This window comes from Secundilactobacillus pentosiphilus (assembly GCF_002217985.1).
In the GTDB taxonomy this organism is placed as follows: domain Bacteria; phylum Bacillota; class Bacilli; order Lactobacillales; family Lactobacillaceae; genus Secundilactobacillus; species Secundilactobacillus pentosiphilus.
On record NZ_BCMI01000015.1, the window covers coordinates 1 to 24,667 of the forward strand.

Below are 24,667 nucleotides of genomic sequence, written 5' to 3' on the forward strand. Positions count from 1 at the left end.
GAAGGATACACCTGTTCCCATGCCGAACACAGTAGTTAAGCTTCAGCACGCCAAGAGTAGTTGGGGGATCGCCCCCTGCGAGGGTAGGACGTTGCCACGCGATATATCCGGCAAACTTTGTTGTTGGGATAACTCTTGAATTATAAGTTTGTCCTCGACAAAAGTTTGTCGGGAAATTATTGGAGAGTTGTCCGAGTTGGCCGAAGGAGCACCACTGGAAATGGTGTAAACGAGTAAAAGCTTGTTTCGAGGGTTCGAATCCCTCACTCTCCGTTCAACAACTTTTTGTATGACCCGTTGGTCAAGTGGTTAAGACACCGCCCTTTCACGGCAGTAACATGGGTTCGAATCCCGTACGGGTCATTAATCAATGCTTTGATTATTAATAGTTATAAAATGTACTTCTTGGAGGATTAGCTCAGTTGGGAGAGCGTCTGCCTTACAAGCAGAGGGTCACAGGTTCGAGCCCTGTATCCTCCATAAAAGATGGTCCGTTGGTCTAGCTGGTTAGGACGCCTGCCTGTCACGCAGGAGATCACGAGTTCGAGTCTCGTACGGACCGTTGTTAATTTTTGATTAACATATGTGAATAGACATTACATGGCTCGGTAGCTCAGTTGGTAGAGCAACGGATTGAAGCTCCGTGTGTCGGCGGTTCGATTCCGTCCCGCGCCATATATGGATGGGTAGCGAAGTCTGGCTAAACGCGGCGGACTGTAAATCCGCTCCTTCGGGTTCGGTGGTTCGAATCCACTCCCATCCACCATAGGGATATAGTATAACGGTAGTACATCGGTCTCCAAAACCGCTAGTGCGGGTTCGATTCCTGCTATCCCTGTTTTGTTATAATGGCGGTATTGGTGAAGTTTGGTTAACACACCGGATTGTGGTTCCGGCACGCGTGGGTTCGAGTCCCACATACCGCCCTTGATGATTGGGTTATAGCCAAGTGGTAAGGCAACGGACTTTGACTTCGTCATGCGCTGGTTCGAATCCAGCTAACCCAGTTGGGTAGCCCATTGCATCATGATTATGGCGGTATAGCCAAGTGGTAAGGCAAAGGTCTGCAAAACCTCTATCGTCGGTTCGAATCCGATTACCGCCTTTCCCGATTCGATGGGATTGGCTATTTATTTATCATCAAATTGAATATGCCGGAGTGGCGGAACTGGCAGACGCGCTGGACTCAAAATCCAGTGTCCGTTGAGGACGTGTGGGTTCGAACCCCACCTCCGGTATCACAGAAGGATCAAGCAAATTGCTTGATCCTTTTTTTAGCGTATTTTAATTGTCTATACCAATGCATCGTGGTATACTCTGCGTGCAATCAAATTGCATACTTGGTAAAAATCAAAACTAGAACATGCAGACAACCCCATAGGAGGGAGCCGTAATGCTCTTCGGTGAAACAACCTTGAAAGAACTGATCCGCACGTACCTTAATTTATTACAAAACAGTCGTCAATTTCTTAAGCAAAGCTGTCAGATTGAAGTGGTACTTCATCTAAATGACAAAATGCATCAACATAAAATCGAAGTTCGAAATGAGCAGCTCAAACAGGCTGAACAATTGCGTATTTGTGAAGGCTTAGCGGCCATTGAAGTCATTTATCAAGGAACGCAGTTGAAAGCATACCACGCGTTTGATATTTCCGACCATCGTTATCTGCCTAAGTATTTCGTGGGTTGGATGGGAAATCAAAAAGTTGATAAGGACTACTTTATTAGTCACCTGGAACCTGAACTCAGACAAATTGCGAAACCGTGCCTTAACTGCGTCATTTTTCCTGGGCTTTTTGTGTAACTAAAAAGGTTAGGTTCAAAACAGAAGATGTTTTGGCCTAACCTTTTATTGTTGCTGTTTTAACGATACTTCCAGTCGTTTTGATACTGCATGATAATTAGCACTGGGATCGCCATGCAAGAAGTTTTGATGCTTTATTGAAAGATAGTTAACCTTTCTTAACAAGTCTTTCGGAAAGGCAGCAACAATATTGGAATCAATCAAATAGAGTGTATCGTCATCGGCTGAATCGGACAGGCTGAATTCGTGCTCAATCTTGACTGAAAGCTTAATATTTTGCTGCGCAAGCCAAGCCGTTAACTTGGCACAAAATTGTGTTAAAAGTGCGGTGTCAACAATTCGATTACCGGTTAGTGCGGGTTGATATTTTCCGGTCCAAATATCCCCGACAATTTTAATCTGAGTCAATCAAAAGCCCCCAAGTATTATGGTTATTGCACTTTCATCATATGACAAATGGTGGATGATCATAAAGATTGAAAGTAAGCTTTAGAAAGTTTTAATTAACGACTGCAGACAAACAGGATGGTTTGCAAAAGTGCTGCAATCAGTAAACCACGAGATGGTGACGGGCGCCACATGGTTTGAATAACAAACCAAATAAATAAGATGATTACGGTAAAAATGACGACGACCAAACTTAAACGTAAGTAAAGCAGCCAAGCTAACGTTAAAAAGGCAAGGCCAATTGGTAGCGGCAAAAATTTAAAGGCTCTTTGTGACAGAAAAAAATAGTTAAATAAGAGCAGCGGTAAAATAATCGTGGTTAGGTAACTGGTAGACAGATAATCGTGTGTTAACAAGAAATTACCCGCGGCTAAATTGGCTAGGACCAATGCCAGCAAGACGATCCCCAGTTCGTTATCAAACCACTGTGGTAAGTAGCGAACTAGTAAAAGTACGATGATGGCTAAGCTATTAATGACATTAACCAGTGCCGGCAGCTTCGGCATACTGACCAGAATGACGGCAATTGTTAGTAGAATAACAATGGGAGCAGTTTTGCTACGTGCGGAAGTGGTTCTAATAACGTACCAACAAGTAAAAATTAAGACGGTCGACAACGCTAGTAATGATAGCGGTAGCTGTTGAGGCTGAGTATAAGATTGAAATGAGTTGGCGTTTGCATAAAGCAATAACCCGCTCATTTCAATAATGCCGAAAAACAGGCCTTGGAGTAATCGGCGATGGTGAACGATAACTGCTTCGATATTTTCTAACATATTCAATAGTTCCCTTTTATTTTTAAGTGATATAGAATAGCTTACCATTTTCAAAACTCTGGTCAACCTGCAGGAATTTGCAAGGGGTTACAGGTTGGCTTTATAAGAAGAAAAGAATGTGGTAAACTGTTAGAGTTATGAGTCTTCATTCCCGATAGGATTCACTAGCTTGACTTAGTGAAGATGCCTTGTAACCGAAAAATAATGTTGGGGGAATCTTTAAAATGCAAGAAAGACATTTGTTTACTTCAGAATCTGTATCTGAAGGTCATCCAGATAAAATTGCTGATCAAATTAGTGACGCCATTTTGGATGCAATGCTCGCACAAGATCCAGACGCACGCGTGGCCTGTGAGACATCAGTCACTACCGGTTTAGTGCTGGTATTTGGTGAAATTTCGACCAGTGCGTACGTTGATATTCAGCACGTGGTCCGTGAAACCATTAAGGAAATTGGTTATACCAATGGCAAGTATGGGTTTGACGGCGATAATTGTGCCGTATTAGTTGCTATTGATGAACAATCACCAGACATTGCTCAGGGTGTTGATGACGCACTGGAGAAGAAAAAGGGTGATTCCGATCCGTTAGATCAGATCGGTGCTGGTGATCAAGGCTTGATGTTTGGTTACGCAATTGACGAAACACCAGAGCTGATGCCATTAGCAATCTCCTTGGCGCATCATTTGATGCAACGGATTGCTAAAGTGCGTAAGGAAAACATCTTGGACTATTTGGGTCCAGATGCAAAGTCCGAAGTCACCGTTGAATATGATGACGACGGTAAGCCATTCCGAGTTGATACCATTGTGTTGAGTACTCAGCATGCTGCCTCGGCAAGTCTTGATCAAATTCGTAAAGATGTGATTGAGAAGGTAATCAAGCCGGTTATTCCAGCGGATTTACTGGACGAAAACACCCGTTATTTGATCAACCCAACCGGTCGCTTTGTGATTGGCGGTCCCCAAGGGGATGCTGGTTTAACCGGGCGGAAGGTCATCGTTGATACCTATGGTGGTTACGCTCACCATGGCGGCGGCTGTTTTTCCGGTAAGGATGCCACTAAGGTTGACCGTTCCGCCAGCTATGCGGCGCGCTACATTGCCAAAAACATTGTGGCAGCTGGGCTAGCCCACCAGGTAGAAGTTCAATTGGCTTATGCCATTGGGGTGGCTCAACCCGTTTCAGTTTCTGTGAATACCTTTGGTACGGGCAAGGTTTCCGAACTTGACTTGACTAAGGCCATTCGTCAGATTTTTGATTTGCGGCCAGCTGGTATCATTAAGATGCTGGACTTAAAGCGGCCAATTTACAAACAGACAGCTGCTTATGGTCACTTTGGCCGAACTGATATCGATCTACCTTGGGAACACACCGATAAAGTCGATGAATTAAAGCACGCACTTAAACAGATTGAATCAGCAAACAAGTAAATTCAAAGACATTGAATTTAACAAATAACGACTAACTTTCGGGCTGGTCGTTATTTTTGTGGCGGGAGTTGTAGACTCTCAGACTGCGTTGGGGGTGTGGGCCAGCGCGAAGCGAGGAATAATGATGAGTTCAAGAAAAACCAATGTCCCGTTAGTGACGGGCGCCATTTTTATTGCAACGTTTATGAGTGCAATTGAGGGGACGATCGTTTCCACTGCCATGCCCACGATTGTTGGGGATTTAAGCGGGGTTGCGCTAATGAATTGGGTCTTCTCAATCTTTTTATTGACCAATGCTATGGCAACGCCGATTTACGGAAAACTGTCAGATATGTTTGGCCGCAAGCGGCTATTTCTTTTTGGCCTGGCCATTTTTATTATCGGGTCAACGCTGTCGGGGACGTCTAACAGCATGACCGAATTAATTTTCTGGCGGGCGGTCCAGGGAATCGGCGCGGGTTCAATTATGCCGATTTCCTTTACGATTATTGCCGATATCTATCCGTTTGAAAAGCGGGCAAAGGTGATGGGCTTTAACGGTTCAGCATGGGGAATTGCCTCCATTGTTGCGCCGCTGTTAGGCGGGTTTATCGTGGATCAAATGTCTTGGCACTGGATCTTTTTTATTAACATCCCCGTGGGGTTGCTGGCAATGGCTGGCATTTGGATCTTCTTAAAGGAAGAACCCCGCAAGAGTACCCAAACACTCGATGTCCTAGGCAGCATTTGGCTTTCGGTGGCACTGCTGGCCTTAATGTACGGTTTTCAGGTGCTGGGTGATACCCATATTAACTGGCTGAGCTTAAGTGTCAGTTTAGTGGTCGCTGTGCTGAGTTTCTGTGGTTTTATTCGGCAAGAAGGCCGGGTTGCTAACCCCATCATTCCACTACAGTTATTTAAAATTCGCACGTTTGTTACGCAAAATTTAGTTGCTGCTCTGATTAGCGGCTTCCTCATGGGATTTGAAGTTTATCTGCCCACCTGGACACAGGGGCTGCTGGGATTACCGGCTTCATTAGCGGGGTTCGCGATTACTCCCAGTTCGCTGATGTGGATCGTTGGTTCTTTTATTGCTGGGAAACTGCTGTTGAGTTGGTCGCCCAAACAAATTATTAACTTTAGTTTGACCTTTATTTTAGTTGGCGGACTGGCAATGGCATTAGCGCCTCAGACGACACCGTTCTGGTGCTTTTTCGTGATTGCTGCCATTTGCGGGACTGGTTTTGGTATCACAATTACAACAACCACGGTGACGGTTCAAAACCAGGTTCCAAAAGAAGACGTTGGGGTGGCCACTTCACTTAACACACTGTCTAGAACCCTGGGTCAAACACTAATGATCTCGGTTTTTGGGATTATTATGAACGTTCAAATGGCCAACGGTGTTGCCGCTCATAAGGGAACTACTATGGCCATGATGAACCGGCTGATCAATCCGCAAACGGCTAAAACGTTAGGCAACGGGTTGCTTAAGCCATTGCGTCAGGTTCTTTATAGCGGTTTACACTGGGTCTTTATCGTTGCTCTTGGCCTAGTTATTTTGAGCTATTTGATCAATCAACTAGACCGTCGCAATAAGCCTGAAACCTGATATTTTTAGGTAAATGAAGTATACTGGAAGACAGATATAAACAGAAAGTGAGACGATCTAAGTGTTCGAAAATAATCGTCCAAGATACGCTAGTTTTGGAATCGTCAATTCCTTACCTGGCGAAATTATTGATCAAATTTGGTACATCATCGATAATAACTTGCAAGGTATGTTTCAATTGGGCCAAATCATTAACTTCAATTTGACTAACCATAATAACCACCTGACCTTTGACTTCTTACAGCGAGATGATGTCGTGGCGAGTTTTGATACGCCGTTTCCATATGCTGAAAGTTTTCCGGCCTCACTGTGGGTCTACGATGACGGCAGCAGTCAGATTGTCATGTTACCAAAAGAAGAAATGTAACGACTAAAGCCTCCGCAGCTGCGAAGGCTTTTTTACTGAGTTAGCGTTTTTGAATCGCCAATAAAAACGGCGGCTGGTGAATTTGGTTGATAAAGCCATATTGCAGGACTTGATACTGATGCTGATCCAGTGCTTTAACGGCTTCTAATACCGCGGCCTTTTCCTGCTCGCCGCCAGGATGACCGTAATAAACCACCAGGGCAACGATCCCGCCGCGGCGCAAATGACTTAAACACGTATTTAGCGCTTTGAGCGTTGTGTCGCTATGGGTGATGATACGTTTATTGCTACCGGGTAAATAGCCTAAATTAAAGATGGCAGCCGCAATCCGCTGTTGCGGGGCTAGATACTGGTCCAGGTTTTCGTGGCCGTCGTGAATCAGTTGGACGCGGTTGATCATCCCCGTGAGGGTCAACTGGGTGGCAGTGTTGTCTAAGGCTTGCTGCTGGACGTCAAAGCCCAGTACGTGTCCGGTGATACCGACCAAGCTAGCCAGAAAAACAGTATCGTTGCCATTACCAATGGTGGCATCAACGACGGTGTCACCCTGAGTAATAACGGTCTTTAGCAGGGTGTGGCTGTACTTTAATGCTGGTTCAAGATTCATGTCAAAAGGTCCCTTCCAAACGCATTTCAATCATATTATAGTCGTTTAAGCTGCACGATTCACTGGGGAGGGTGTTTAACGGGGAAATCGCTGAACGGCAATTCCGTGTTCTCCGTGAAGGTACTTGCTTCTCCAACTTAAATTTGGTAATATAAAAGCACTAAACAAAAATTAAAGACTGATGAGGACTAGTAGGTGTGTTACGCCGTTCAGAAAGCGGATGGTTGTTGCAAATCCGTCGGCTGCACACTGAACTCGTCTCTGAGTTTTTCAACTGAACTGAAGTAGGCTGAGACGTGTTTTTCGCGTTACGAAATAATGAGTGCCCGTATTAACGGGAATGTTAGGTGGTACCGCGGAAATTCCGTCCTGCAAGAAACGTTGTTTTCTTGTAGGCTTTTTTAGTTTTCAGCTTGTTACATATGAGAAAGGGAGCGTATTTGTTTGGCTTACAATCACACGATTATTGAACGGAAATGGCAGCACTATTGGAAAGAACATAAAACGTTTAAAACTTCTGATAATGAATCAAAGCCGAAGTTTTATACACTAGATATGTTTCCGTATCCGTCAGGACAGGGACTGCACGTTGGGCATCCAGAAGGCTATACGGCAACTGATATTATTGCCCGGATGAAACGGATGCAGGGGTACAATGTTTTGCATCCAATGGGCTGGGACGCCTTTGGATTACCTGCAGAGCAGTATGCATTGAAGACGGGGCACAATCCTAAGGACTTTACGGCGCAAAACATTAAAACCTTTAAGCGTCAGATCAGGTCACTAGGCTTCTCGTATGATTGGGACCGTGAAATCAATACGACTGATCCTGCCTACTACAAGTGGACGCAATGGATCTTCGAACAGTTATACAAAAAGGGTCTTGCTTATGAAGACAAGATCATGGTCAACTGGGCACCGGACTTCATGGGCGGTACCGTTGTTGCCAACGAAGAAGTCGTTGATGGCAAAACTGAACGTGGCGGTTACCCGGTTTATCGGGTACCAATGACGCAGTGGGTACTGCGGATCACGAAGTATGCCGATCGCCTGCTCAAAGATTTGGACGACCTTGACTGGCCTGAAAGCATCAAGGAGCAGCAACGTAACTGGATCGGCCGGTCTGAAGGTGCCAGTGTCTTCTTTAAGGTTGCTGGCGATGAAGATAAGCAGATTGAAGTTTACACGACTCGTCCAGATACGCTTTTTGGTGCTTCATACATGGTCTTAGCACCTGAACATGAGCTGGTTGACCAAATTACAACACCAGAACAAGCTAGCGAAGTAGCTGCCTATAAAGAAGAAATTGAAAGCCGTTCGGATTTGGAACGGACTGATTTAAACAAGAATAAGACTGGTGTGTTCACCGGTGCCTATGGTATCAATCCAATCAACGGTGAAAAAGTACCGATCTGGATTGGTGATTATGTTTTAGCTTCATACGGGACTGGTGCAATCATGGCCGTGCCCGCTCATGATGACCGTGACTACGAATTTGCGCACAAGTTTAACCTGCCGATCAAGCCAGTCATTGAAGGCGGCAACGTGGATGAAGCTGCCTATACTGGTGACGGCCAGCACATTAATTCTGGCTTCTTAAACGGCATGGATAAGAAGACGGCAATCAAAGCCGCTATTGACTGGCTAGAAGAGCACGATGCCGGTAAGAAGAAGGTTAATTACCGCTTGCGCGATTGGATTTTCTCCCGTCAACGTTACTGGGGCGAACCAATTCCAGTGATCCACTGGGAAGACGGCGAAACCACGTTGGTTCCCGAAGATGAATTACCTTTACGCCTGCCAGCTACGAAACAACTGGAACCTTCTGGTACTGGCGAAAGCCCACTGGCTAACGTAGATGACTGGGTTAACGTGGTGGATAAAAACGGCCGTAAGGGAAAACGCGAGACGAATACGATGCCGCAATGGGCAGGTAGTTCGTGGTACTTCTTGCGTTACATTGATCCGCACAATGATAAAATGATCGCCGATCCCGAAAAGCTGAAGTATTGGCTGCCCGTTGATCTTTATATTGGTGGTGCGGAACATGCCGTCTTGCATTTGCTTTACGCACGGTTCTGGCACAAGTTCCTTTATGATCTCGGCGTTGTTCCAACTAAGGAACCTTTCCAAAAGCTGGTTAACCAAGGGATGATCCTGGGAACTAACCACGAAAAGATGTCTAAGTCAAAGGGGAACGTCATTAACCCGGATGAGATCGTTGAGAAGTATGGTGCCGATACCTTACGGGTTTACGAGATGTTTATGGGTCCTCTTGAGGGCTCAAAGCCTTGGAGTACCGAAGGAATCGCCGGCGCTTATCGTTGGCTTGACCGTGTATGGCGGTTGATCATTGACGATAATAACCACCTTCGCGACCGGGTAACGACGATCAACGACGGTAAATTGGATTTGATTTATAACCAAACGGTTAAGACGGTGTCAGAAGACATGAAAGAACTGCGGTTTAACGTAGCCATTTCTCAAATGATGGTCTTCGTTAACGAAGCGTTCAAGGCTGATAGCCTACCATTGGTTTACATGGAAGGCTTAGTTAAGATGCTGGCACCGATCGCACCTCATATTACTGAGGAGCTGTGGTCATTAATGGGTCACGATAATTCGATTGCTTACGCCAAGTGGCCAACTTATGATGAATCAAAACTGGTTGTTGACCAAGTCGAAATAGCCGTTCAAGTGAATGGTAAAGTTCGTGGTCACATTACCGTTGCTACCGATGCAGATAAAGAGACCGTTAAGGATGCCGCTTTAGCTGATGATGAGCTTAAATCATATACCGAGGGTCACGATATCAGAAAAGTAATCGTTGTCCCTAAGAAGATCGTTAATATCGTTGTTGCAAAATAATGGTAGGTCTGTACTAATTCGCTACAAATAAATAAAAAAGAACCTGATTAACAGCTAGTCGGCTGTTAATCAGGTTCTTTTTTGATCCCGTTAGAATCACAGCTTTTGGCACTTAGATTGGAATTTACCGTGAATCAACGAACAGGAGACTTATTTAAAACGATTTAAAGACGAACATTAAATATACAAGTAATAATATAGTTCGATTTTTGTATTGACAGTGATAATATCTGTTGTTACTCTATGGGTATAAAAGGCAAAGGAGATTTTGATGATGCAAGTTGCACTTGTAATGGGATCTATTTCCGATTGGCCACAAGTTAAGGCCACGGCCAATCTGCTCAGTGAATTACACATTAGTTACGACAGTCACGTCATATCCGCACACCGAATGCCGCGGGAACTGCAACGCTTTGGTGAAACAGCTAAAAGCGAACATTACCAAGTCATTATCGCAGCTGCTGGCGGTGCTGCGCATTTACCAGGTATGTTAGCGGCTAATACTACGTTACCAGTGATTGGTATTCCCATTCAGTCTAAAGCGTTGAACGGGATGGATTCGTTGCTGTCGATCGTTCAGATGCCATCCGGTGTCCCGGTAGCGACGGTAGCCATTGGCAGCGCTGGTGCTAAAAATGCAGCACTATTGGCAGCTGAAATTATTGCGTTGCAGGATCCAGAAGTTGATGATCAATTACAAGCGTTTCGGGCTCGTCAGACTAAGGAGGCTACTGAAAGTAATGACCAATTACGGTAGTCCAGTTTTACCCCCGGCAACCATCGGTATTATCGGTGGCGGCCAGCTTGGTCAGATGATGGCGTTATCAGCCAAGGCGATGGGATATAAAGTCGGGGTTCTTGATCCGACTGATAAAGCGCCCGCAGGCCAAGTCGCTGATTTTCAAATCGTAGCTGAGTACGATGATTTGAAAGCGGTGACGCAGCTTGCAAATAAGAGTGATGTTTTAACTTATGAATTTGAAAACGTGGACCAAGATGCGCTTAAACAAGTTGAAAATTTAACCAAGATTCCCCAAGGAATTGACCTCTTAACAATCACCAGTCACCGATTGCGGGAAAAAACCTTTTGCCGGCAGCATGGTTTACCCGTGACGCCGTTTGCCGATGTTAAATCCATGGCTGACTTGCAAACAGCAATTCAAAAAATCGGTCAGCCAGGAATACTAAAGACGGTTGAAGGCGGCTATGATGGTCACGGTCAGTTTGATATCAACGAGAAAACTGATTGGGACTTGATCAGAAGTGAAATTGACAAGACCGAATGGATCTACGAATTGAAGCAAAACTTTGTCCGGGAACTGTCCGTGATGGTCACGCGTGACGGTAAAAATCAGGTGATCACTTTTCCGGTTAGCGAGAACCGGCATCAGCACCACATTTTACACACCAGTATCATTCCTGCGCAGACCAGTAGCAAAGTAAAGACCAAAGCCCAGCAGATTGCAATTAGTACGGCGGAGGCTTTACATCTGCGGGGGGTCTTGGGAATTGAACTATTTGAATTACCATCGGGTGAATTGATGATCAATGAATTGGCACCGCGGCCGCATAACTCCGGTCATTATTCGATCGAAGCCTGCAACATTTCTCAATTTGATGCTCACATCAGAAGTATTTGCGGACTGGCGATTCCACCGATCCATCAATTTGAACCGGCTGTGATGGTTAATTTGCTGGGTAAAAACCTGTTGTCCGCGAGGGCTGACTGGCCGTCTCATCCGGAATGGCATCTGCATGATTATGGTAAAGCGGAAGTTCGAGATCGTCGTAAAATGGGCCATATCACCGTTACCGGCCCGTCTATTGAAGCACTGTTAGCGTCTGTTAGTCAGTTTAAATAATCTGAAAGGATCTGAAAAGATTGGCAACATTAATTAATGAGGGTAAGGCAAAGCAGTTATTTACAACGGATGATCCTAATGAGATTCAAGTTCACTATATGAATCAGGCAACAGCTTTAAACGGGAAGCGTAAAGAACATGTCGAAGATAAGGGTGTTGTTAATAACCAGATCGATAGTTTGATCTTTGAGTATCTGAACCATCTGGGCATTGCAACTCACTTCATCAAACAGCTGTCGGACAGTGATCAACTGGTTAAAAAAATGACGATGATTCCGCTGGAAGTGGTCGTCAGGAACTACGCTTCCGGTAGTTTTCAACGAAAGTTTGATACGGAATATCTTTTGAAGTTTGAGAAGCCCGTCCAAGAATTTTATTACAAGAGTGACCGGTTAGACGATCCCTTCATCAATGACTCACAGATTCATGCGCTAAAAATTGCGACTGCAGAGCAACTCAGTACGATGCGCGACCAAGTTTTCAAGATCAACGACGCACTGGTTAAACTGTTTGCAGCTTCCGGGATTACACTGGTTGACTTCAAAGTTGAATTTGGCTTTGACGCGGACGGAAACCTGATTTTAGGGGATGAAATTTCACCTGATTCTTGCCGCTTAGTTGACGCGCAGACCCACGAATCACTGGATAAAGATGTGTTTAGAAAGCATACTGGCAACGTCATGGATGGTTATCGAACCGTTCTTTCACGTCTAGAAGCAACAGCCAAATAGGAGGCTCAATATGTTCTTAGCCCAAGTTCACGTAACCTATAAGCCCTCGATCTTAGACCCTCAAGCGGTGGCCATCAAAAACGCCATGCACCGCTTAGATTTTGATGAAGTGACGGCTGTGCAGCAAGGTAAGTATTTTGAAATTACTCTCAAGGCCTCAAACGCTGATGAAGCTGAAAATCAAACCGAAGCGATCTGTGATCAGTTACTGGCTAATCCTAATATGGAAACTTATCGCTACGAGGTAAAGGAGCTGGCTAATCAATGATGAAATTTGCAGTGGTTAGTTTTCCTGGTTCTAACTGTGATGAAGACCTGTATTACGCTATTACGGATGACTTGCACGAAACTGCTAAGATCGTACCGCATACCGCGACTGATTTATCAGAGTTTGACGTTGTTTTGATTCCGGGCGGCTTTTCTTATGGTGATTATTTACGAAGCGGTGCGATTGCCAAATTTGCGCCAGTGATGACCGCAGTGAAAGCTTTTGCTCAGCAGGGTAAACCAGTACTGGGAATTTGCAATGGTTTTCAGATCCTCACCGAGGCGGGATTGTTGCCGGGTACTTTGCAGCATAACCGACAAATGCAGTTCATCTGTGAACCAGAGCCGCTGCGGGTCGAGAATAATCAGACGACGTTTACGTCAGCCTTCCAGGATCAACAGCAGATCACGTTGCCGATTGCCCATGGTGAAGGCAACTACTATTGTGATGAGGCAACGCTAACCCAGTTACGCCACAACCACCAAATCGTGTTTACCTATCAAAATAATCCCAACGGCAGTGTGTCAGATATTGCTGGAATCACCAACGAAGTAGGCAACGTTTTAGGGATGATGCCTCATCCGGAAAGGGCCGTTGAGACGATTCAGGGCGGAACGGATGGCCTATTGGTGTTTAAATCACTGCTGAAAGCTCATTTAAGGACGGTGTAAAGTGCATGCAGGAATTGAAAAGCGAACCAACACCAGAAGAAATTCGTGAACAAAAGCCTTATGAAGCCTGGGGCCTGTCAGAAACTGAGTACGATTATATTTCCCAAAAATTGATTGGCCGGCTACCGAATTACACCGAAACGGGGCTGTTCGCAGTGATGTGGAGCGAACACTGTTCGTACAAGGACTCCAAGCCAATCTTGCGGAAGTTTTGGAACGATGGTTCGCGGGTGATTCAAGGCCCCGGTGAAGGTGCAGGCGTTCTTGATATTGGTGATGGGCAGGCGGTTGTTTTCAAAGCTGAAAGTCATAATCACCCGAGTTTTGTGGAACCCTTTGAAGGGGCAGCCACGGGTGTCGGCGGTATTATCCGGGACATCTTTTCGATGGGTGCTAAACCGATTGCTTCACTGGATAGTTTGCGCTTTGGCGAATTGAACAGCCAGAAGAACCGCTATTTATTGACCGAAATCGTTGCTGGCATCGCGGCTTACGGCAATTGCATCGGGATTCCAACGGTTGGCGGTGAAATCGGCTTTGATGCCGTTTATGACGGTAATCCACTGGTTAATGTGATGTGTGTGGGTTTAATGGATCAGGCTGATTTAAAGCGTGGCCGGGCTACCGGGACTGGTAACAGTATCATTTACGTTGGTGCTAAGACCGGGCGTGACGGGATTCACGGGGCGACCTTTGCATCTAACGAATTTAGTGAAGAAAAGGAAGCCGACCGGTCTGCTGTTCAAGTCGGTGATCCGTTTATGGAAAAGTTGCTGACGGATGCCTGTCTAGAGATTATTCATGACCACGCTGAAATCCTCATGGGAATTCAGGACATGGGGGCGGCCGGTTTGGTATCGTCGTCTGCTGAAATGGCTTCAAAGGCCAAAAGCGGGGTCACTATGGACCTGGATTTAGTCCCGCAGCGTGAACCCAATATGAGTGCCTATGAAATCATGCTCTCAGAGTCTCAAGAACGGATGTTGCTGTGCGTGAAGAAGGGTGAAGAACAAACGGTTTTAGACATCTTCGCACGTTACGATCTCGACGCTGTTGTAGTGGGACACGTGACGGATGACCGCCAGTACCGACTCTACCAGCACGGCAAATTGGTGACTGATGTGCCGGTGACCAGTTTGGTGGACGATGTCCTGGAAAGAAAGCAGCCTAGCCGTAAACCAGTTCGGCTGGAGAATGTTCAACCGGCCCAGGCACCAGTAGTCCAAGATCCAGCGGATACCTTGAAAGCCTTACTGGCTCAACCAACAATTGCTTCTAAAAAAGCGGTCTTTAGCCAGTATGATTCACAGGTTCAAGCCAATACGGCTGTTACGCCAGGCAGTGATGCCGCGGTTGTCAGGGTTCGGCACACGAAGAAGGCACTGGCGATGACCACGGACTGCAACGCACGGTATATTTACCTTGATCCTTACGTTGGGGGGCAAATTGCGGTTAGTGAGGCGGCTCGCAACATTGTGGCTAGCGGTGGGATTCCAATTGGCATTACGGATTGCTTGAATTTTGGCAGTCCTAATGATCCTGAGAGTTACTGGGAACTGGATCAGTCTGTCCAAGGAATTGCATTGGCCTGTGAACAATTTGATACGCCGGTAATTTCCGGCAACGTGTCAATGTATAACGAAACCGATGGTCATTCAATTTATCCAACACCGATGATCGGTATGGTGGGACTCATTGAAGATGTGGCTTACATTACCACGCAAGCCTTTAAGAACGTGGGTGATGCCGTTTACTTAATTGGTGAAACGGGTGACGACTTTGCCGGTTCCGAAATTCAAAAATTACGGGGACAGGTTACGCCGACGGGACAATTAAACTTTGATTTAGAGGCTGAGGCTGCCAATCAAAAGTTAGTTCAAGCGTCAATTCGGCAGGGCCTCCTTCAGAGTGCTCACGACTTAAGTGAAGGTGGTCTAGGTGTTGCACTTGCCGAGGCTTTATTCGAGTCTGGTTTAGGTTTTGAAGGCCAAACGACTTTAACCAATCAGCAACTGTTTAGCGAAACGCAGTCCCGTTTTGTGGTCAGTGTTGCGCCTGAAGATCAAGCGCAGTTTGAGGCGCTTGCTGGTAACCGTGCTGTCTTTTTGGGTAAGACCACTGATGGAGATCAGGTTAGACTGACAACAACTGATGGTGAACTGAAAGCGACCTGTTCGGAACTAAAAGCCACTTTCGGAGGTGCACTTGGATGCCTAATGAAATAAAGGGACTTAATGAGGAATGCGGCCTTTTTGGTATTTGGGGGGCTGATAACGCTGCTCAATTGACCTATGATGGTTTGCATAGCTTGCAGCACCGCGGTCAAGAAGGTGCCGGTATTGTGAGTAATCAAAACGGCAAGTTCCACCGACAGCGCGGCTTGGGCCTTTTAGCGGAAGTATTTGCTGACCCCGAAAAAATGCTTTCCCTGCCAGGCAACGCGGCAATTGGTCACGTCCGGTATGCCACAGCGGGAAATCATGGTATTGAAAATATTCAGCCAATGTACTTTGACCACCCCAGTGAGCAGCAATTTGCTCTAGCACATAACGGTAATTTGACCAATGCTAACCGGTTACGTCACAGTCTAAAAAAGTTGGGTGCTCAGTTTCAGGCCACTTCAGATAGTGAATTATTAGGTGAACTGATTCAAACCAGTTCAGAAGGAAAGTTTATCGATCAGCTGAAAGCTTCCTTAAACCAAATTCGCGGCGGTTTTGCATACTTATTGATGACTTCTAAAATGATGGTGGCTGCCTTAGATCCGAATGGCTTTCGGCCGTTAGTGGTTGGCAAAATGCCGAATGGTGCCATTATTATTTGCAGTGAGACCTGCGCTTTGGATCAAGTTGGTGCAACGTTCGTTCGGGACGTTGAACCCGGTGAAATTATCATTGTGACGGACAACGGCATGACCATTGACCACTTTACGACTGATACGCATTTATCGATTTGTTCTATGGAATACATTTACTTTGCCCGACCAGATTCTGTGATTCGCGGTATCAGCGTTCATGAAGCACGCAAACGGATGGGCGCAACGATTGCTAAAGAAGCCCCCGTTAAAGCAGACGTGGTGATTGGGGTACCAAATTCGTCCCTTTCCGCTGCCATTGGTTACGCGCAGGCCAGCGGTATTCACTATGATATGGGAATGATCAAAAATCAGTACGTTGCGCGGACCTTTATTGAACCGACACAGGCCAAACGTGTCCGTGGTGTCAGCCTTAAGCTGTCGGTGGTTAAATCGGTAGTAGCCGGTAAAGACATCGTGTTAGTGGACGATTCAATCGTTCGCGGCACCACCAGCGAATACATTGTGCGACTGCTTAAACGGGCTGGCGCAAAGTCAGTGCACGTTCGGATCGCCTCACCGGTGTTGAAGTTCCCGTGTTATTACGGGATCGACATTCAGACGACTAAGGAACTGATCGGTGCGAATCATTCGGTGCCTGAAATTTGTCAGATGATTGGTGCGGACTCATTGGCTTATCTGAGTGTGGCCGGTTTGGTGAAATCGATCGGTGCTTTAAATACTGCAGCTAATCACGGCTTATGCACGGCCTATTTTGATGGGAAGTATCCCACCCCGCTTTACGATTACCAGGCCGGCTTTGATGCTGAGGTTGCCCGTCTAGGTTTATATGAAGGAGCGAATTAAGTTGACCAGTCAATACGAACAAGCAGGTGTGAATATTCATGCTGGTGAAGAAGCCGTTCGCGATATTAAGGCAATCGTCAATCAAACTCATGACAGTAATGTATTAGGCGGACTAGGCGGCTTCGGTGCCGAATACGAACTGACGTCAGAGGTAGGCCATCTTGATCAGCCGGTACTGATTTCCGGTACGGATGGCGTTGGCACCAAGTTGTTGTTAGCAATTGAGGCCGATAACCATACCACTATCGGCATCGATTTAGTCGCCATGTGTGCTAATGATGTCCTGGCACAAGGAGCTAAACCGTTATTTTTCCTCGACTATATTGGGTTGGGCGAACTGGAGCCGGGTAAGGTAATGACCATTGTAAAAGGGATTGCGGCAGGCTGCCAGCAGGCGGGTCTCTCGTTGATTGGCGGCGAAATGGCAGAAATGCCGGGAATTTATCGCTCGAAGGATTATGATTTAAGTGGTTTTGCGGTTGGCATTGCCGATAAGGCACAATTGCTTGGTTCCATGAGGGTTCAAGCAGGTGATTTACTAATCGGCTTAGATTCCAGCGGGGTTCACTCTAACGGCTATTCACTGGTTCGCAAAATTATTCAGGACGCTGACCTAGACTTGAAGAAGGTCTATCCGGGATTGAAACAGCCCTTGATCAATGACCTTTTAACCCCTACAAAACTTTATTACAATCAAGTCTACCCCCTGATTCAAACGGGTAGTTTGCACGCAGCGGCCCACATTACTGGCGGCGGTTTGGCGGACAACCTTGGTCGAATGATGCCGTCAGATTTAACGGCACTGATTGATCCGGAAAGCTGGCAGGTACCGGCAATCTTTAAGGTGCTGCAGACTGCCGGTAAAGTGTCACTTTCTGAAATGCGGCAAGTCTTCAACATGGGTATCGGTATGGTATTGGTGGTGCCGCCACGTTGCGTGGATGATGTGAAGACAGTCTTAGAGCAGCAGCAAACGGGTTACCAAATGATCGGTAAGGTGGTGAAGCGACGTGAACAGCCAGTCCAGTATCAGGAATGAACCGCGAATTGCCGTTTTTGCATCGGGAAATGGCACTAATTTTGAGGCGTTGATCAATGCTGATTTGCCAGCTAAAATTTGTGTTTTGGTTTGTGATCACGCTGATGTACCAGTGCTTCAACGGGCAAAAAAACACCAAGTACCGGTCATCCTGTCACTGCCTAAAAAAGGCGTCAGCAAAGCGATACGGGAACAGAAGCTGCTTCAGGATTTGGTGCCGTATCACGTCACTGATTTAGTACTGGCCGGTTATATGCGTATTGTGGGCCCAACGTTGCTGAACGCTTTTCCACGGCGAATCGTCAACATTCATCCGGCATTATTACCTTCGTTTCCAGGCCGACACGGAATCGAAGATGCTTATCAGGCTGGAGTCAAAGTTACCGGCGTCACGATCCACTACGTAGATGGCGGTGTTGACACTGGTGAAGTGATTGCACAGGAGGCGGTTTACCGTAGTGAAGAAGATACGCTAGCAACTTTAGAGGCTAAGATTCATCAGGTTGAACATCGGCTATACCCGAAAACGGTACGTCAATTAATTGAAAAAGGAGTGCTTTAATTTGGCTAAATTAGCATTATTGAGCGTGTCTGATAAAACTGGCATCGTAGAATTTGGTTCAGAACTGACGAAGCGCGGTTATGAGATTATTTCTACGGGCGGGACCTTAAAAACGTTGGTTGATGGCGGTGTGAAAGCAACTGCCGTTGAGGACGTAACGGGCTTCCCAGAGATGCTGGATGGTCGTGTAAAAACGTTGCACCCTCGAATCCATGCTGGAATTTTGGCCAAGCGGGATAACCCTCAGCATATGGCTAAATTAAAGGAAAACGGGATCGAGCCAATTGACCTTATCTGTGTTAATTTATATCCTTTTAAAGAAACGATTCAAAAAGATGGGGTAACCGATGCCGAAGCCATTGAACAAATCGACATTGGCGGGCCTTCAATGCTGAGAGCGGCTGCTAAAAACTTTCAGGATGTGGTCGTTATTACTGACCAAGCTGATTATTCAGAATTCTTGAAACGTTATGATGAGCAGCAGGTGGATAGGGGCTACCGTCGCCATTTAGCTGCTAAAGTTTTTCGGCAAACCGCCGCGTATGATGCTCTGATTGCTAAGTATATGACTGAAGAACCCTTCCCAGAAAAATTAACGGTGACCTACGAAAAAGTTGAGAATATGCGGTACGGCGAAAACAGTCATCAAGCGGCCGCCTATTACAAGGAACCGATTCCTGCAGCATACTCCCTAGCTAACGCCACTCAACTTCACGGCAAAGCGTTATCATACAATAATTTACGTGATGCTGACGCGGCTTTACGGATCATCGCCGATTTTGACCAGCCCGCGGTGGTTGCCCTGAAGCACATGAATCCGTGCGGTATTGGGGTGAGTGATAACTTGCTGTCGGCTTGGAACTTAGCGTATGAATCCGACCCAATTTCTATTTTTGGCGGCATCATCGCTTTAAATCGTAAGGTGGACTTGGCAACTGCCGAAAAGATGCACGCCCTATTTTTGGAAATCATTATTGCACCAGCGTTTGATGACGATGCTTACGCTGTTTTGGCAAAGAAGAAGAATCTGCGGATCATGACCCTCGATTTTGGTAAATTGAATCCCAACCAAAAAGACATGGTAACGGTGCTCGGCGGGGCGTTGTACCAAGATGCAGATACTGTTCACGAAACGGCGGCTGATTTCAAGGTGGTTTCTAAAGCACAACCGACGGATGCACAGCTTAAAGCATTGGCGTTTGGCCAGACCGTGGTTAAGCACGTGAAGAGCAATGCCATCGTTGTCACAACGGCTAACCAAACACTAGGCGTTGGTGCGGGTCAGATGAACCGCATTGATTCGCTAAAGATTGCGGTGGATAAGGCCGAAGAGAAAAAGGGTTATGATGACGCGATCGTTGCTTCGGATGCTTTCTTCCCGATGGATGACTGTGTTGAATACGCAGCTAAGCACGGCATTAAGGCGATTGTGGAACCTGGCGGCAGTATTAAGGACCAAGACTCCATTGATAAGGCTAATGAGTATGGGATTGCCTTAGTCTTTACTGGTGTTCGTCACTTCAAGCACTAATTTCGAACCGGGGAGGAAATTTAACATGGAAAACTGGTTAGTGGTTGGCGGATGCGGACGCGAATACGTTTTAGCTCAAACGCTGGCAAAATCACCGAACCGGCGGGTGTACGCAGCACCGGGAAACGTGATGATGAATAAGCTGCCAAGAGTTGAGTCGGTTGCCATTGGCGAAATGGACTTTCCTGAGCTCGCCAAGTTTGCCAGTGATCATCAGGTCCAGTGCACCGTGGTTGGACCAGAAGACCCGCTATCAGCAGGTATCGTAGACTACTTTGAAGCACGGGATCTACCGATTTTCGGCCCTAATAAGCAGGCTGCGCAACTAGAATCTTCCAAGACCTTTGCCAAACGAATGATGCAGCGCAGCGGTATTTTAACGGCTGATTACCGTGAGTTTACTGATGTAACGGTAGCGTTGTCTTACGCTCATGTTCAGCAGCCGCCGTTAGTCATCAAAGCGGATGGCTTAGCGGCAGGTAAGGGTGTGATTATTGCAAAATCTTCGCTGGAAGCAATCGATGCAGTTGAAAAGTTGACTGCCAATGGCTCAAAAAAGATTCTTATAGAAGATTATTTGGCGGGCGAAGAATTTTCGCTGTTTGCGATGGTCAATGGCACAACGTTTGTTACCATGCCGATTGCGCAGGATCATAAACGCCTATTGGACGGCGATCTGGGACCCAATACCGGCGGAATGGGGGCTTATAGTCCTGTGCCGCACGTTGATGCCAAGGTCAAACAAGCCGCGGTTGATGAAATCATTAAGCCAATTTTGACCAGCATGGCTAATGCGGGGATGCCATTTAGCGGTTTTTTGTACGCCGGTTTAATCAACACTCCAAAGGGAATCAAAGTTATTGAATTTAACGTCAGAATGGGAGATCCAGAAACGCAGGTAGTTTTACCGCAGCTTAAAAGTGATCTGGGTGAACTCATTCTGCAGTTGAAACAGGGAAAGCATCCTACAGCAGAATGGCAAAGCGGTGAGTTCTATCTTGGTACGGTAGTGGCGTCACGAGACTACCCGCGTAACGTTGTGAACGACCGGGAGTTACCGGTTTTTAGTGATGCCCACGTTAAAGTCAGTTATGCAGGCGTCCGCCGGTTAGATAATCGCATTGTCAGTCATGGCGGCCGCGTTTTGATGGTGACGGCAAGCGCAGCCAATTTGGAGACCGCCCAAGCGAGAGTGAATGCCGCACTGGATGCAGACGTCGATCAAAATGCCTATACTTTTCGGCATGATATCGGCTTTCGAGCGCTTGATCATTCATGATGGATTAACGCTGCGATAGCATGCAAGAAATGATGAACTTTAAAAATAAAGAACACTATGATGTTTGTCAATTTTGACAGATGATCATGGTGTTTTTGTTTAAATTGTTAAGTAAGTTTAAAGATTGACATGGATGTGCGTAAAACTGTTATTATTAAAGCTTGTGGTAAAGTAGTTTGAATGACTTCTATTCGGAAAGCATTGCTCAATGCTCGAAAAAATATTAAAATAATATGTAATTTGCAAAAAATGGACGAATGAAAGCAGGTTTTTTAATGACTGAGATGTCAAATCACAATGAAGGCGGCAACACAGAACCGAATTCTAAAGACCGGATGGTGACTGGGTCTGCCTGGATGACTGCCGGCAGTATCTTTTCACGGATACTTGGCGCCATCTACATCATCCCTTGGGGTATCTGGTTTGGCAGTTACTTCTTCCAAGGAAATGCCCTCTACGGAAAAGGTTATAACATATACAGTTTCTTCTTGATTGCTGCGATTGCCGGAATTCCATCAGCAATTGCCAAACAAGTGGCTCACTATAATGCGATGAATGAGTATGGTGTTGGTTTTCGGCTTTATAAACACGGCTTTATTTTAGCGGCGATGACCGGGCTGATCTGTGCGGGATTATTGTACTTTGGCGCACCGCTGTTTGATGGCGGGGATCCGCGAGTGGTTCCCGTTTTGCATTCCCTCGCTTGGGCGGTTTTGATCATCCCTGTAATGAGCCTTTCCCGCGGCTTTTTCCAAGGCTATCAGCAAATGGCACCTTCCGCCATTTCTCAATTTGTGGAGCAGTTGGCCAGAGTGGCCTACATGCTGGGATCCGCCTTCGTCATTATGCGAGTTCTGCATGGCAACTGGATCACCGCCGTTTCTCAGTCAACTTTTGCTGCCTGCGTGGGTGCCATTGCCGGTACACTGACCTTAGCTTGGTACTACCTTAAAAATCGGGCATCTTTCAATGACTTGGTTACCAATAGTGAAAACCAAATTGTGGTTCCAGCAAAACAGCTTTATCAAGAGATCCTTCAGCAGGCCTTGCCGTTTATCGTGCTTGGTGCTGGAATCACCATTTTTCAGTTGATCGACCAATACACGTTCTTTAATTTCATGCGTAGTACCGGGATCACCTCAACGGTCATGCTCAACAATTTATTCGCCATGTTCAGCGTGAATGCCAATAAATTGATCATGATCATTGTTTCGCTGTCTTCAGCGTTAGCCATTACAGTGGTGCCATTATTATCTGAAGCTTATACCCGTAATGAGCATGAAAATATTAGCCATCAACTGACTAACGCCATGTTGCTCTTCGCTTTTGTCATGATTCCCAGTGCTTTAGGGATGGCAGCCATTGCACACCCGTTGAACATTATCTTTTACGGAACATCACATAAAGATTTAGCAACAGCTGTCTTGGCCTTCTCTGCTTTTGAGTCGATTATGCTGGGCCTTTTCAGTGTGACGTCTGCCATCATGCAGGGGGTTTCGCAAAACAAGCGGGCGGTTCGTTATTTTGCAGTTGGGACGATTGTCAAGTTAGCTTTGCAGTGGCCTTGCATTCATTACATGGGCGTATTTGGTCCGTTGGTTGCAACGACTTTTGGTTTCCTGGTCGCTAATATTTTGATTCTTAGTTGGCTTAACCGGAAGTACGGTGTTGATTTTCAGAGTATCTCCAAAAAAGTCAACGGTATTTTAGCTTTTTCCATTATTATGTGCGCGATTGCCTACCTGCTCGTGCGCCTGGTCAGTCGCTTGATTAGCACCTTTATGGTGGTAGATTCACGTTTTGGCAGCTTAATCGTGGTGATTTTTGCCGTGGGGATCGCCGGCTATCTGTACGTTTATCTGGTACTCCATACGCGATTAGCAGATACGGTGATGGGTGACCGGATGAGACGTCTAAGAAGTCTGCTGCACATTAAATAAGGCATGGTCTAATGTGAAATAAGTCTTTGAAAGATCAGTCATTATGAAGTAAATCTCCGCCGGTTCTCAGATGTGAATACCGCTATGAACCACTTTCTACTGATGGCTTGTTGCTTAGAAGTGTTTCACAACCAGCCATTTCAACACAAAACGTCATTCAGTTCGTCTGAATGGCGTTTTTGGTGCTTTTAGAAGTGCATGAACCCTTTTTAGCCCTGGTGTTCATGCATATAACGGGGCAGCTGATGAATAATTTGGGTCGGCAAGACCACGTACTGGTTTTGAGCGAGTTCATCGGCAATTGCGCTGTGGGCGTAAACCGCGGCGAGAACGGCGTTGGTCTGATCCGCAAATTGAGCTGTAAAGCCGCCGATCATGCCCGCCAAGGTGTCACCCATACCGCCAGTGGCCTGAGCGGGAGTACCAGCCGTGTTTAAAAAGCTGCCGGTGGGAGTATAGACTTTGGTTTGGTGTGATTTTAAGACGACGGTACCGCCTAATTGCCGGCGTACGGCTTCATTTGCTTCATCGGTTTGAGCCGCAATTTTGATGCCGGACAGCCGCTGCCATTCCATTTGGTGGGGTGTAAACACCAGGTGGGCCTTAGGCAGTTTGAGGTCATGTTTAGAAATGAGAGTGATCGCTGAGCCATCAACGATTAGTGTTTGATTGTCGCTGACGGTATCAAAAACGGCTTTCAAAACCGACAGGCTCGTGTCAGTCGTCCCCAGCCCAGGGCCAACGACGACGGTATTTGCTGCAGAAACTAAGTCGGTTAATTCATCACGGTTGGTAAAGTTGGCGACCATTGCTTCCGGCAGTCGGGAGTGCAGGCTAATAAAGTTGCTTGGATCTGTGAGCGTCGTGTTCAGACCAGCACCGCTGTACACACTGGCCTCGGTCGCCATCAGGATGGCCCCGCCAAAGTGGTCGTTGCCGCCAACCAGACATACCCGGCCATAAGTACCCTTGTGGCTTTCCTTGGGCCGAACACGAATCGTTTGGGCGAGAATCTGTTCAGTTAAAGTTTCCATTGTTATCGCCTTCCTATAATAAGATGCTTAACTCGAGTATAGCATTATGCACTAAATCTGTGAGTGATTTTGATGCTCGTTGACGTTAATCAGCGGTTCTTTTTTTGAAATGAACGGCTAGATCATTTTTGCTGACGGGCTTAGCGGACGGCTCCCCACTAAGCCAGTTGTATGCTAAAATGGTACTTGAGAAACC

At 46.3% G+C, this 24,667-nt stretch carries 21 protein-coding genes, 11 tRNA genes, 1 rRNA gene, 1 riboswitch and 1 other annotated feature; of the genes, 29 read left to right on the top strand and 4 right to left on the bottom strand.

Going from position 1 to position 24,667, the window contains the following annotated elements:
• From rrf to CES81_RS08070, 13 genes are all read left to right on the top strand, one after another.
• A 5S ribosomal RNA gene (rrf, locus tag CES81_RS08010) occupies positions 1-100 on the top strand; the annotation flags it as partial.
• A gap of 81 nt (positions 101-181) precedes the next feature.
• Positions 182-273, top strand: a tRNA-Ser gene (locus tag CES81_RS08015).
• Positions 274-291: 18 nt separating this feature from the next.
• Positions 292-363: transfer RNA gene (locus tag CES81_RS08020), tRNA-Glu, on the top strand.
• Positions 364-407: 44 nt separating this feature from the next.
• Positions 408-480, top strand: a tRNA-Val gene (locus tag CES81_RS08025).
• An 8-nt stretch (positions 481-488) separates the two neighbouring features.
• A tRNA-Asp gene (locus tag CES81_RS08030) sits at positions 489-562 on the top strand.
• A 40-nt stretch (positions 563-602) separates the two neighbouring features.
• A tRNA-Phe gene (locus CES81_RS08035) sits at positions 603-675 on the top strand.
• A 5-nt stretch (positions 676-680) separates the two neighbouring features.
• Positions 681-766 (top strand) — tRNA-Tyr (locus tag CES81_RS08040).
• 1 nt (position 767) lies between these two features.
• Positions 768-838, top strand: a tRNA-Trp gene (locus CES81_RS08045).
• A 13-nt stretch (positions 839-851) separates the two neighbouring features.
• Positions 852-926: transfer RNA gene (locus CES81_RS08050), tRNA-His, on the top strand.
• Positions 927-935: 9 nt separating this feature from the next.
• Positions 936-1,007 (top strand) — tRNA-Gln (locus tag CES81_RS08055).
• A 27-nt stretch (positions 1,008-1,034) separates the two neighbouring features.
• Positions 1,035-1,105: transfer RNA gene (locus CES81_RS08060), tRNA-Cys, on the top strand.
• A gap of 48 nt (positions 1,106-1,153) precedes the next feature.
• Positions 1,154-1,238, top strand: a tRNA-Leu gene (locus tag CES81_RS08065).
• A gap of 155 nt (positions 1,239-1,393) precedes the next feature.
• Positions 1,394-1,804 (top strand): hypothetical protein, encoded by a 411-nt coding sequence (locus CES81_RS08070; protein WP_089121342.1) that lies wholly within the window; start codon positions 1,394-1,396, stop codon positions 1,802-1,804.
• A gap of 45 nt (positions 1,805-1,849) precedes the next feature.
• Here CES81_RS08070 and CES81_RS08075 read toward each other — a convergent pair whose 3' ends face one another.
• Both CES81_RS08075 and CES81_RS08080 read right to left on the bottom strand, forming a co-directional pair.
• A complete protein-coding gene (locus CES81_RS08075) occupies positions 1,850-2,212 on the bottom strand; it encodes a hypothetical protein (protein WP_089121343.1) in 363 nt (120 codons plus the stop codon).
• A 95-nt stretch (positions 2,213-2,307) separates the two neighbouring features.
• Positions 2,308-3,027 carry a hypothetical protein gene (locus CES81_RS08080; protein WP_089121344.1) on the bottom strand — a complete coding sequence of 240 codons (720 nt, stop codon included), beginning with the start codon at positions 3,025-3,027 and terminating at the stop codon, positions 2,308-2,310.
• A gap of 130 nt (positions 3,028-3,157) precedes the next feature.
• A riboswitch (SMK box riboswitch) is annotated at positions 3,158-3,254 on the top strand.
• Between CES81_RS08080 and metK the strand changes: the two genes are divergently transcribed.
• The 3 genes from metK to CES81_RS08095 all read left to right on the top strand — a co-directional run bounded on the left by metK (position 3,252) and on the right by CES81_RS08095 (position 6,418).
• Positions 3,252-4,460 (top strand): methionine adenosyltransferase, encoded by a 1,209-nt coding sequence (gene metK / locus CES81_RS08085; RefSeq protein ID WP_089121345.1) that lies wholly within the window; start codon positions 3,252-3,254, stop codon positions 4,458-4,460. Its footprint overlaps the riboswitch before it by 3 nt.
• Before the next feature lie 124 nt (positions 4,461-4,584).
• A complete protein-coding gene (locus tag CES81_RS08090; RefSeq protein ID WP_089121346.1) occupies positions 4,585-6,051 on the top strand; it encodes an MDR family MFS transporter in 1,467 nt (488 codons plus the stop codon).
• Positions 6,052-6,112: 61 nt separating this feature from the next.
• Positions 6,113-6,418 (top strand): DUF960 domain-containing protein, encoded by a 306-nt coding sequence (locus CES81_RS08095; protein WP_089089627.1) that lies wholly within the window; start codon positions 6,113-6,115, stop codon positions 6,416-6,418.
• A gap of 40 nt (positions 6,419-6,458) precedes the next feature.
• Here the strand turns inward: CES81_RS08095 and mnmM are convergent, their stop codons facing one another.
• Complete coding sequence (gene mnmM / locus CES81_RS08100; protein ID WP_089121347.1) at positions 6,459-7,025, bottom strand: tRNA 5-(aminomethyl)-2-thiouridylate-methyltransferase MnmM; 567 nt, start codon at positions 7,023-7,025, stop codon at positions 6,459-6,461.
• Between the two features lie 171 nt (positions 7,026-7,196).
• Positions 7,197-7,400: a binding site (T-box leader), on the top strand.
• 69 nt (positions 7,401-7,469) lie between these two features.
• On the opposite strand from mnmM, the gene leuS reads away from it, so the two are divergent.
• The 13 genes from leuS to CES81_RS08165 all read left to right on the top strand — a co-directional run bounded on the left by leuS (position 7,470) and on the right by CES81_RS08165 (position 23,437).
• Positions 7,470-9,893: a leucine--tRNA ligase gene (gene leuS / locus CES81_RS08105; RefSeq protein ID WP_089121348.1), complete on the top strand. Its 2,424-nt coding sequence runs from the start codon at positions 7,470-7,472 to the stop codon at positions 9,891-9,893.
• A gap of 271 nt (positions 9,894-10,164) precedes the next feature.
• Positions 10,165-10,650: a 5-(carboxyamino)imidazole ribonucleotide mutase gene (gene purE, locus CES81_RS08110; RefSeq protein ID WP_089121349.1), complete on the top strand. Its 486-nt coding sequence runs from the start codon at positions 10,165-10,167 to the stop codon at positions 10,648-10,650.
• The gene (gene purK, locus CES81_RS08115; protein ID WP_089121350.1) at positions 10,634-11,755 is read left to right on the top strand and encodes a 5-(carboxyamino)imidazole ribonucleotide synthase; all 1,122 of its coding nucleotides are present in this window, start codon (positions 10,634-10,636) and stop codon (positions 11,753-11,755) included. Before purE ends, purK begins: the two co-directional genes overlap by 17 nt.
• A 20-nt stretch (positions 11,756-11,775) precedes the next feature.
• Positions 11,776-12,486 (top strand): phosphoribosylaminoimidazolesuccinocarboxamide synthase, encoded by a 711-nt coding sequence (gene purC, locus CES81_RS08120; RefSeq protein ID WP_439951288.1) that lies wholly within the window; start codon positions 11,776-11,778, stop codon positions 12,484-12,486.
• 10 nt (positions 12,487-12,496) lie between these two features.
• Positions 12,497-12,754 (top strand): phosphoribosylformylglycinamidine synthase subunit PurS, encoded by a 258-nt coding sequence (purS, locus tag CES81_RS08125; protein ID WP_089087405.1) that lies wholly within the window; start codon positions 12,497-12,499, stop codon positions 12,752-12,754.
• On the top strand, positions 12,751-13,425 hold the full coding sequence (gene purQ, locus CES81_RS08130; RefSeq protein ID WP_305792633.1) for a phosphoribosylformylglycinamidine synthase subunit PurQ: 675 nt from the start codon (positions 12,751-12,753) through the stop codon (positions 13,423-13,425). The genes purS and purQ overlap by 4 nt, the downstream gene beginning before the upstream one ends.
• A gap of 5 nt (positions 13,426-13,430) precedes the next feature.
• Positions 13,431-15,650 (top strand): phosphoribosylformylglycinamidine synthase subunit PurL, encoded by a 2,220-nt coding sequence (gene purL / locus CES81_RS08135; protein ID WP_089121351.1) that lies wholly within the window; start codon positions 13,431-13,433, stop codon positions 15,648-15,650.
• Positions 15,635-17,086, top strand: coding sequence for an amidophosphoribosyltransferase (purF, locus tag CES81_RS08140; RefSeq protein WP_089121352.1), 1,452 nt, complete (start codon positions 15,635-15,637; stop codon positions 17,084-17,086). The genes purL and purF overlap by 16 nt, the downstream gene beginning before the upstream one ends.
• 1 nt (position 17,087) lies before the next feature.
• The gene (gene purM / locus CES81_RS08145; RefSeq protein ID WP_089121353.1) at positions 17,088-18,125 is read left to right on the top strand and encodes a phosphoribosylformylglycinamidine cyclo-ligase; all 1,038 of its coding nucleotides are present in this window, start codon (positions 17,088-17,090) and stop codon (positions 18,123-18,125) included.
• Complete coding sequence (gene purN, locus CES81_RS08150; RefSeq protein WP_225356368.1) at positions 18,097-18,687, top strand: phosphoribosylglycinamide formyltransferase; 591 nt, start codon at positions 18,097-18,099, stop codon at positions 18,685-18,687. The genes purM and purN overlap by 29 nt, the downstream gene beginning before the upstream one ends.
• 1 nt (position 18,688) lies before the next feature.
• Positions 18,689-20,218, top strand: coding sequence for a bifunctional phosphoribosylaminoimidazolecarboxamide formyltransferase/IMP cyclohydrolase (purH, locus tag CES81_RS08155; protein WP_089121354.1), 1,530 nt, complete (start codon positions 18,689-18,691; stop codon positions 20,216-20,218).
• Positions 20,219-20,243: 25 nt separating this feature from the next.
• Positions 20,244-21,497: a phosphoribosylamine--glycine ligase gene (gene purD, locus CES81_RS08160; protein WP_089121355.1), complete on the top strand. Its 1,254-nt coding sequence runs from the start codon at positions 20,244-20,246 to the stop codon at positions 21,495-21,497.
• 275 nt (positions 21,498-21,772) lie between these two features.
• Complete coding sequence (locus CES81_RS08165; protein WP_439951289.1) at positions 21,773-23,437, top strand: putative polysaccharide biosynthesis protein; 1,665 nt, start codon at positions 21,773-21,775, stop codon at positions 23,435-23,437.
• 209 nt (positions 23,438-23,646) lie between these two features.
• On the opposite strand, the gene CES81_RS08170 is transcribed toward CES81_RS08165, so the two are convergent.
• Positions 23,647-24,471, bottom strand: coding sequence for an NAD(P)H-hydrate dehydratase (locus CES81_RS08170; RefSeq protein WP_089121356.1), 825 nt, complete (start codon positions 24,469-24,471; stop codon positions 23,647-23,649).
• Between the last annotated feature and the right edge of the window lie 196 nt (positions 24,472-24,667).

Bases quoted from the DNA above. Each gene is read 5' to 3' on its own strand.
- purQ (WP_305792633.1), top strand. From the start codon at position 12,751: ATGATGAAATTTGCAGTGGTTAGTTTTCCTGGTTCTAACTGTGATGAA.
- CES81_RS08070 (WP_089121342.1), top strand. From the start codon at position 1,394: ATGCTCTTCGGTGAAACAACCTTGAAAGAACTGATCCGCACGTACCTT.
- purK (WP_089121350.1), top strand. From the start codon at position 10,634: ATGACCAATTACGGTAGTCCAGTTTTACCCCCGGCAACCATCGGTATT.
- purS (WP_089087405.1), top strand. From the start codon at position 12,497: ATGTTCTTAGCCCAAGTTCACGTAACCTATAAGCCCTCGATCTTAGAC.
- CES81_RS08090 (WP_089121346.1), top strand. From the start codon at position 4,585: ATGAGTTCAAGAAAAACCAATGTCCCGTTAGTGACGGGCGCCATTTTT.
- CES81_RS08165 (WP_439951289.1), top strand. From the start codon at position 21,773: ATGACTGAGATGTCAAATCACAATGAAGGCGGCAACACAGAACCGAAT.
- purD (WP_089121355.1), top strand. From the start codon at position 20,244: ATGGAAAACTGGTTAGTGGTTGGCGGATGCGGACGCGAATACGTTTTA.
- CES81_RS08080 (WP_089121344.1), bottom strand. From the start codon at position 3,027: ATGTTAGAAAATATCGAAGCAGTTATCGTTCACCATCGCCGATTACTC.
- CES81_RS08170 (WP_089121356.1), bottom strand. From the start codon at position 24,471: ATGGAAACTTTAACTGAACAGATTCTCGCCCAAACGATTCGTGTTCGG.
- purL (WP_089121351.1), top strand. From the start codon at position 13,431: ATGCAGGAATTGAAAAGCGAACCAACACCAGAAGAAATTCGTGAACAA.
- purF (WP_089121352.1), top strand. From the start codon at position 15,635: ATGCCTAATGAAATAAAGGGACTTAATGAGGAATGCGGCCTTTTTGGT.
- metK (WP_089121345.1), top strand. From the start codon at position 3,252: ATGCAAGAAAGACATTTGTTTACTTCAGAATCTGTATCTGAAGGTCAT.
- purE (WP_089121349.1), top strand. From the start codon at position 10,165: ATGATGCAAGTTGCACTTGTAATGGGATCTATTTCCGATTGGCCACAA.
- mnmM (WP_089121347.1), bottom strand. From the start codon at position 7,025: ATGAATCTTGAACCAGCATTAAAGTACAGCCACACCCTGCTAAAGACC.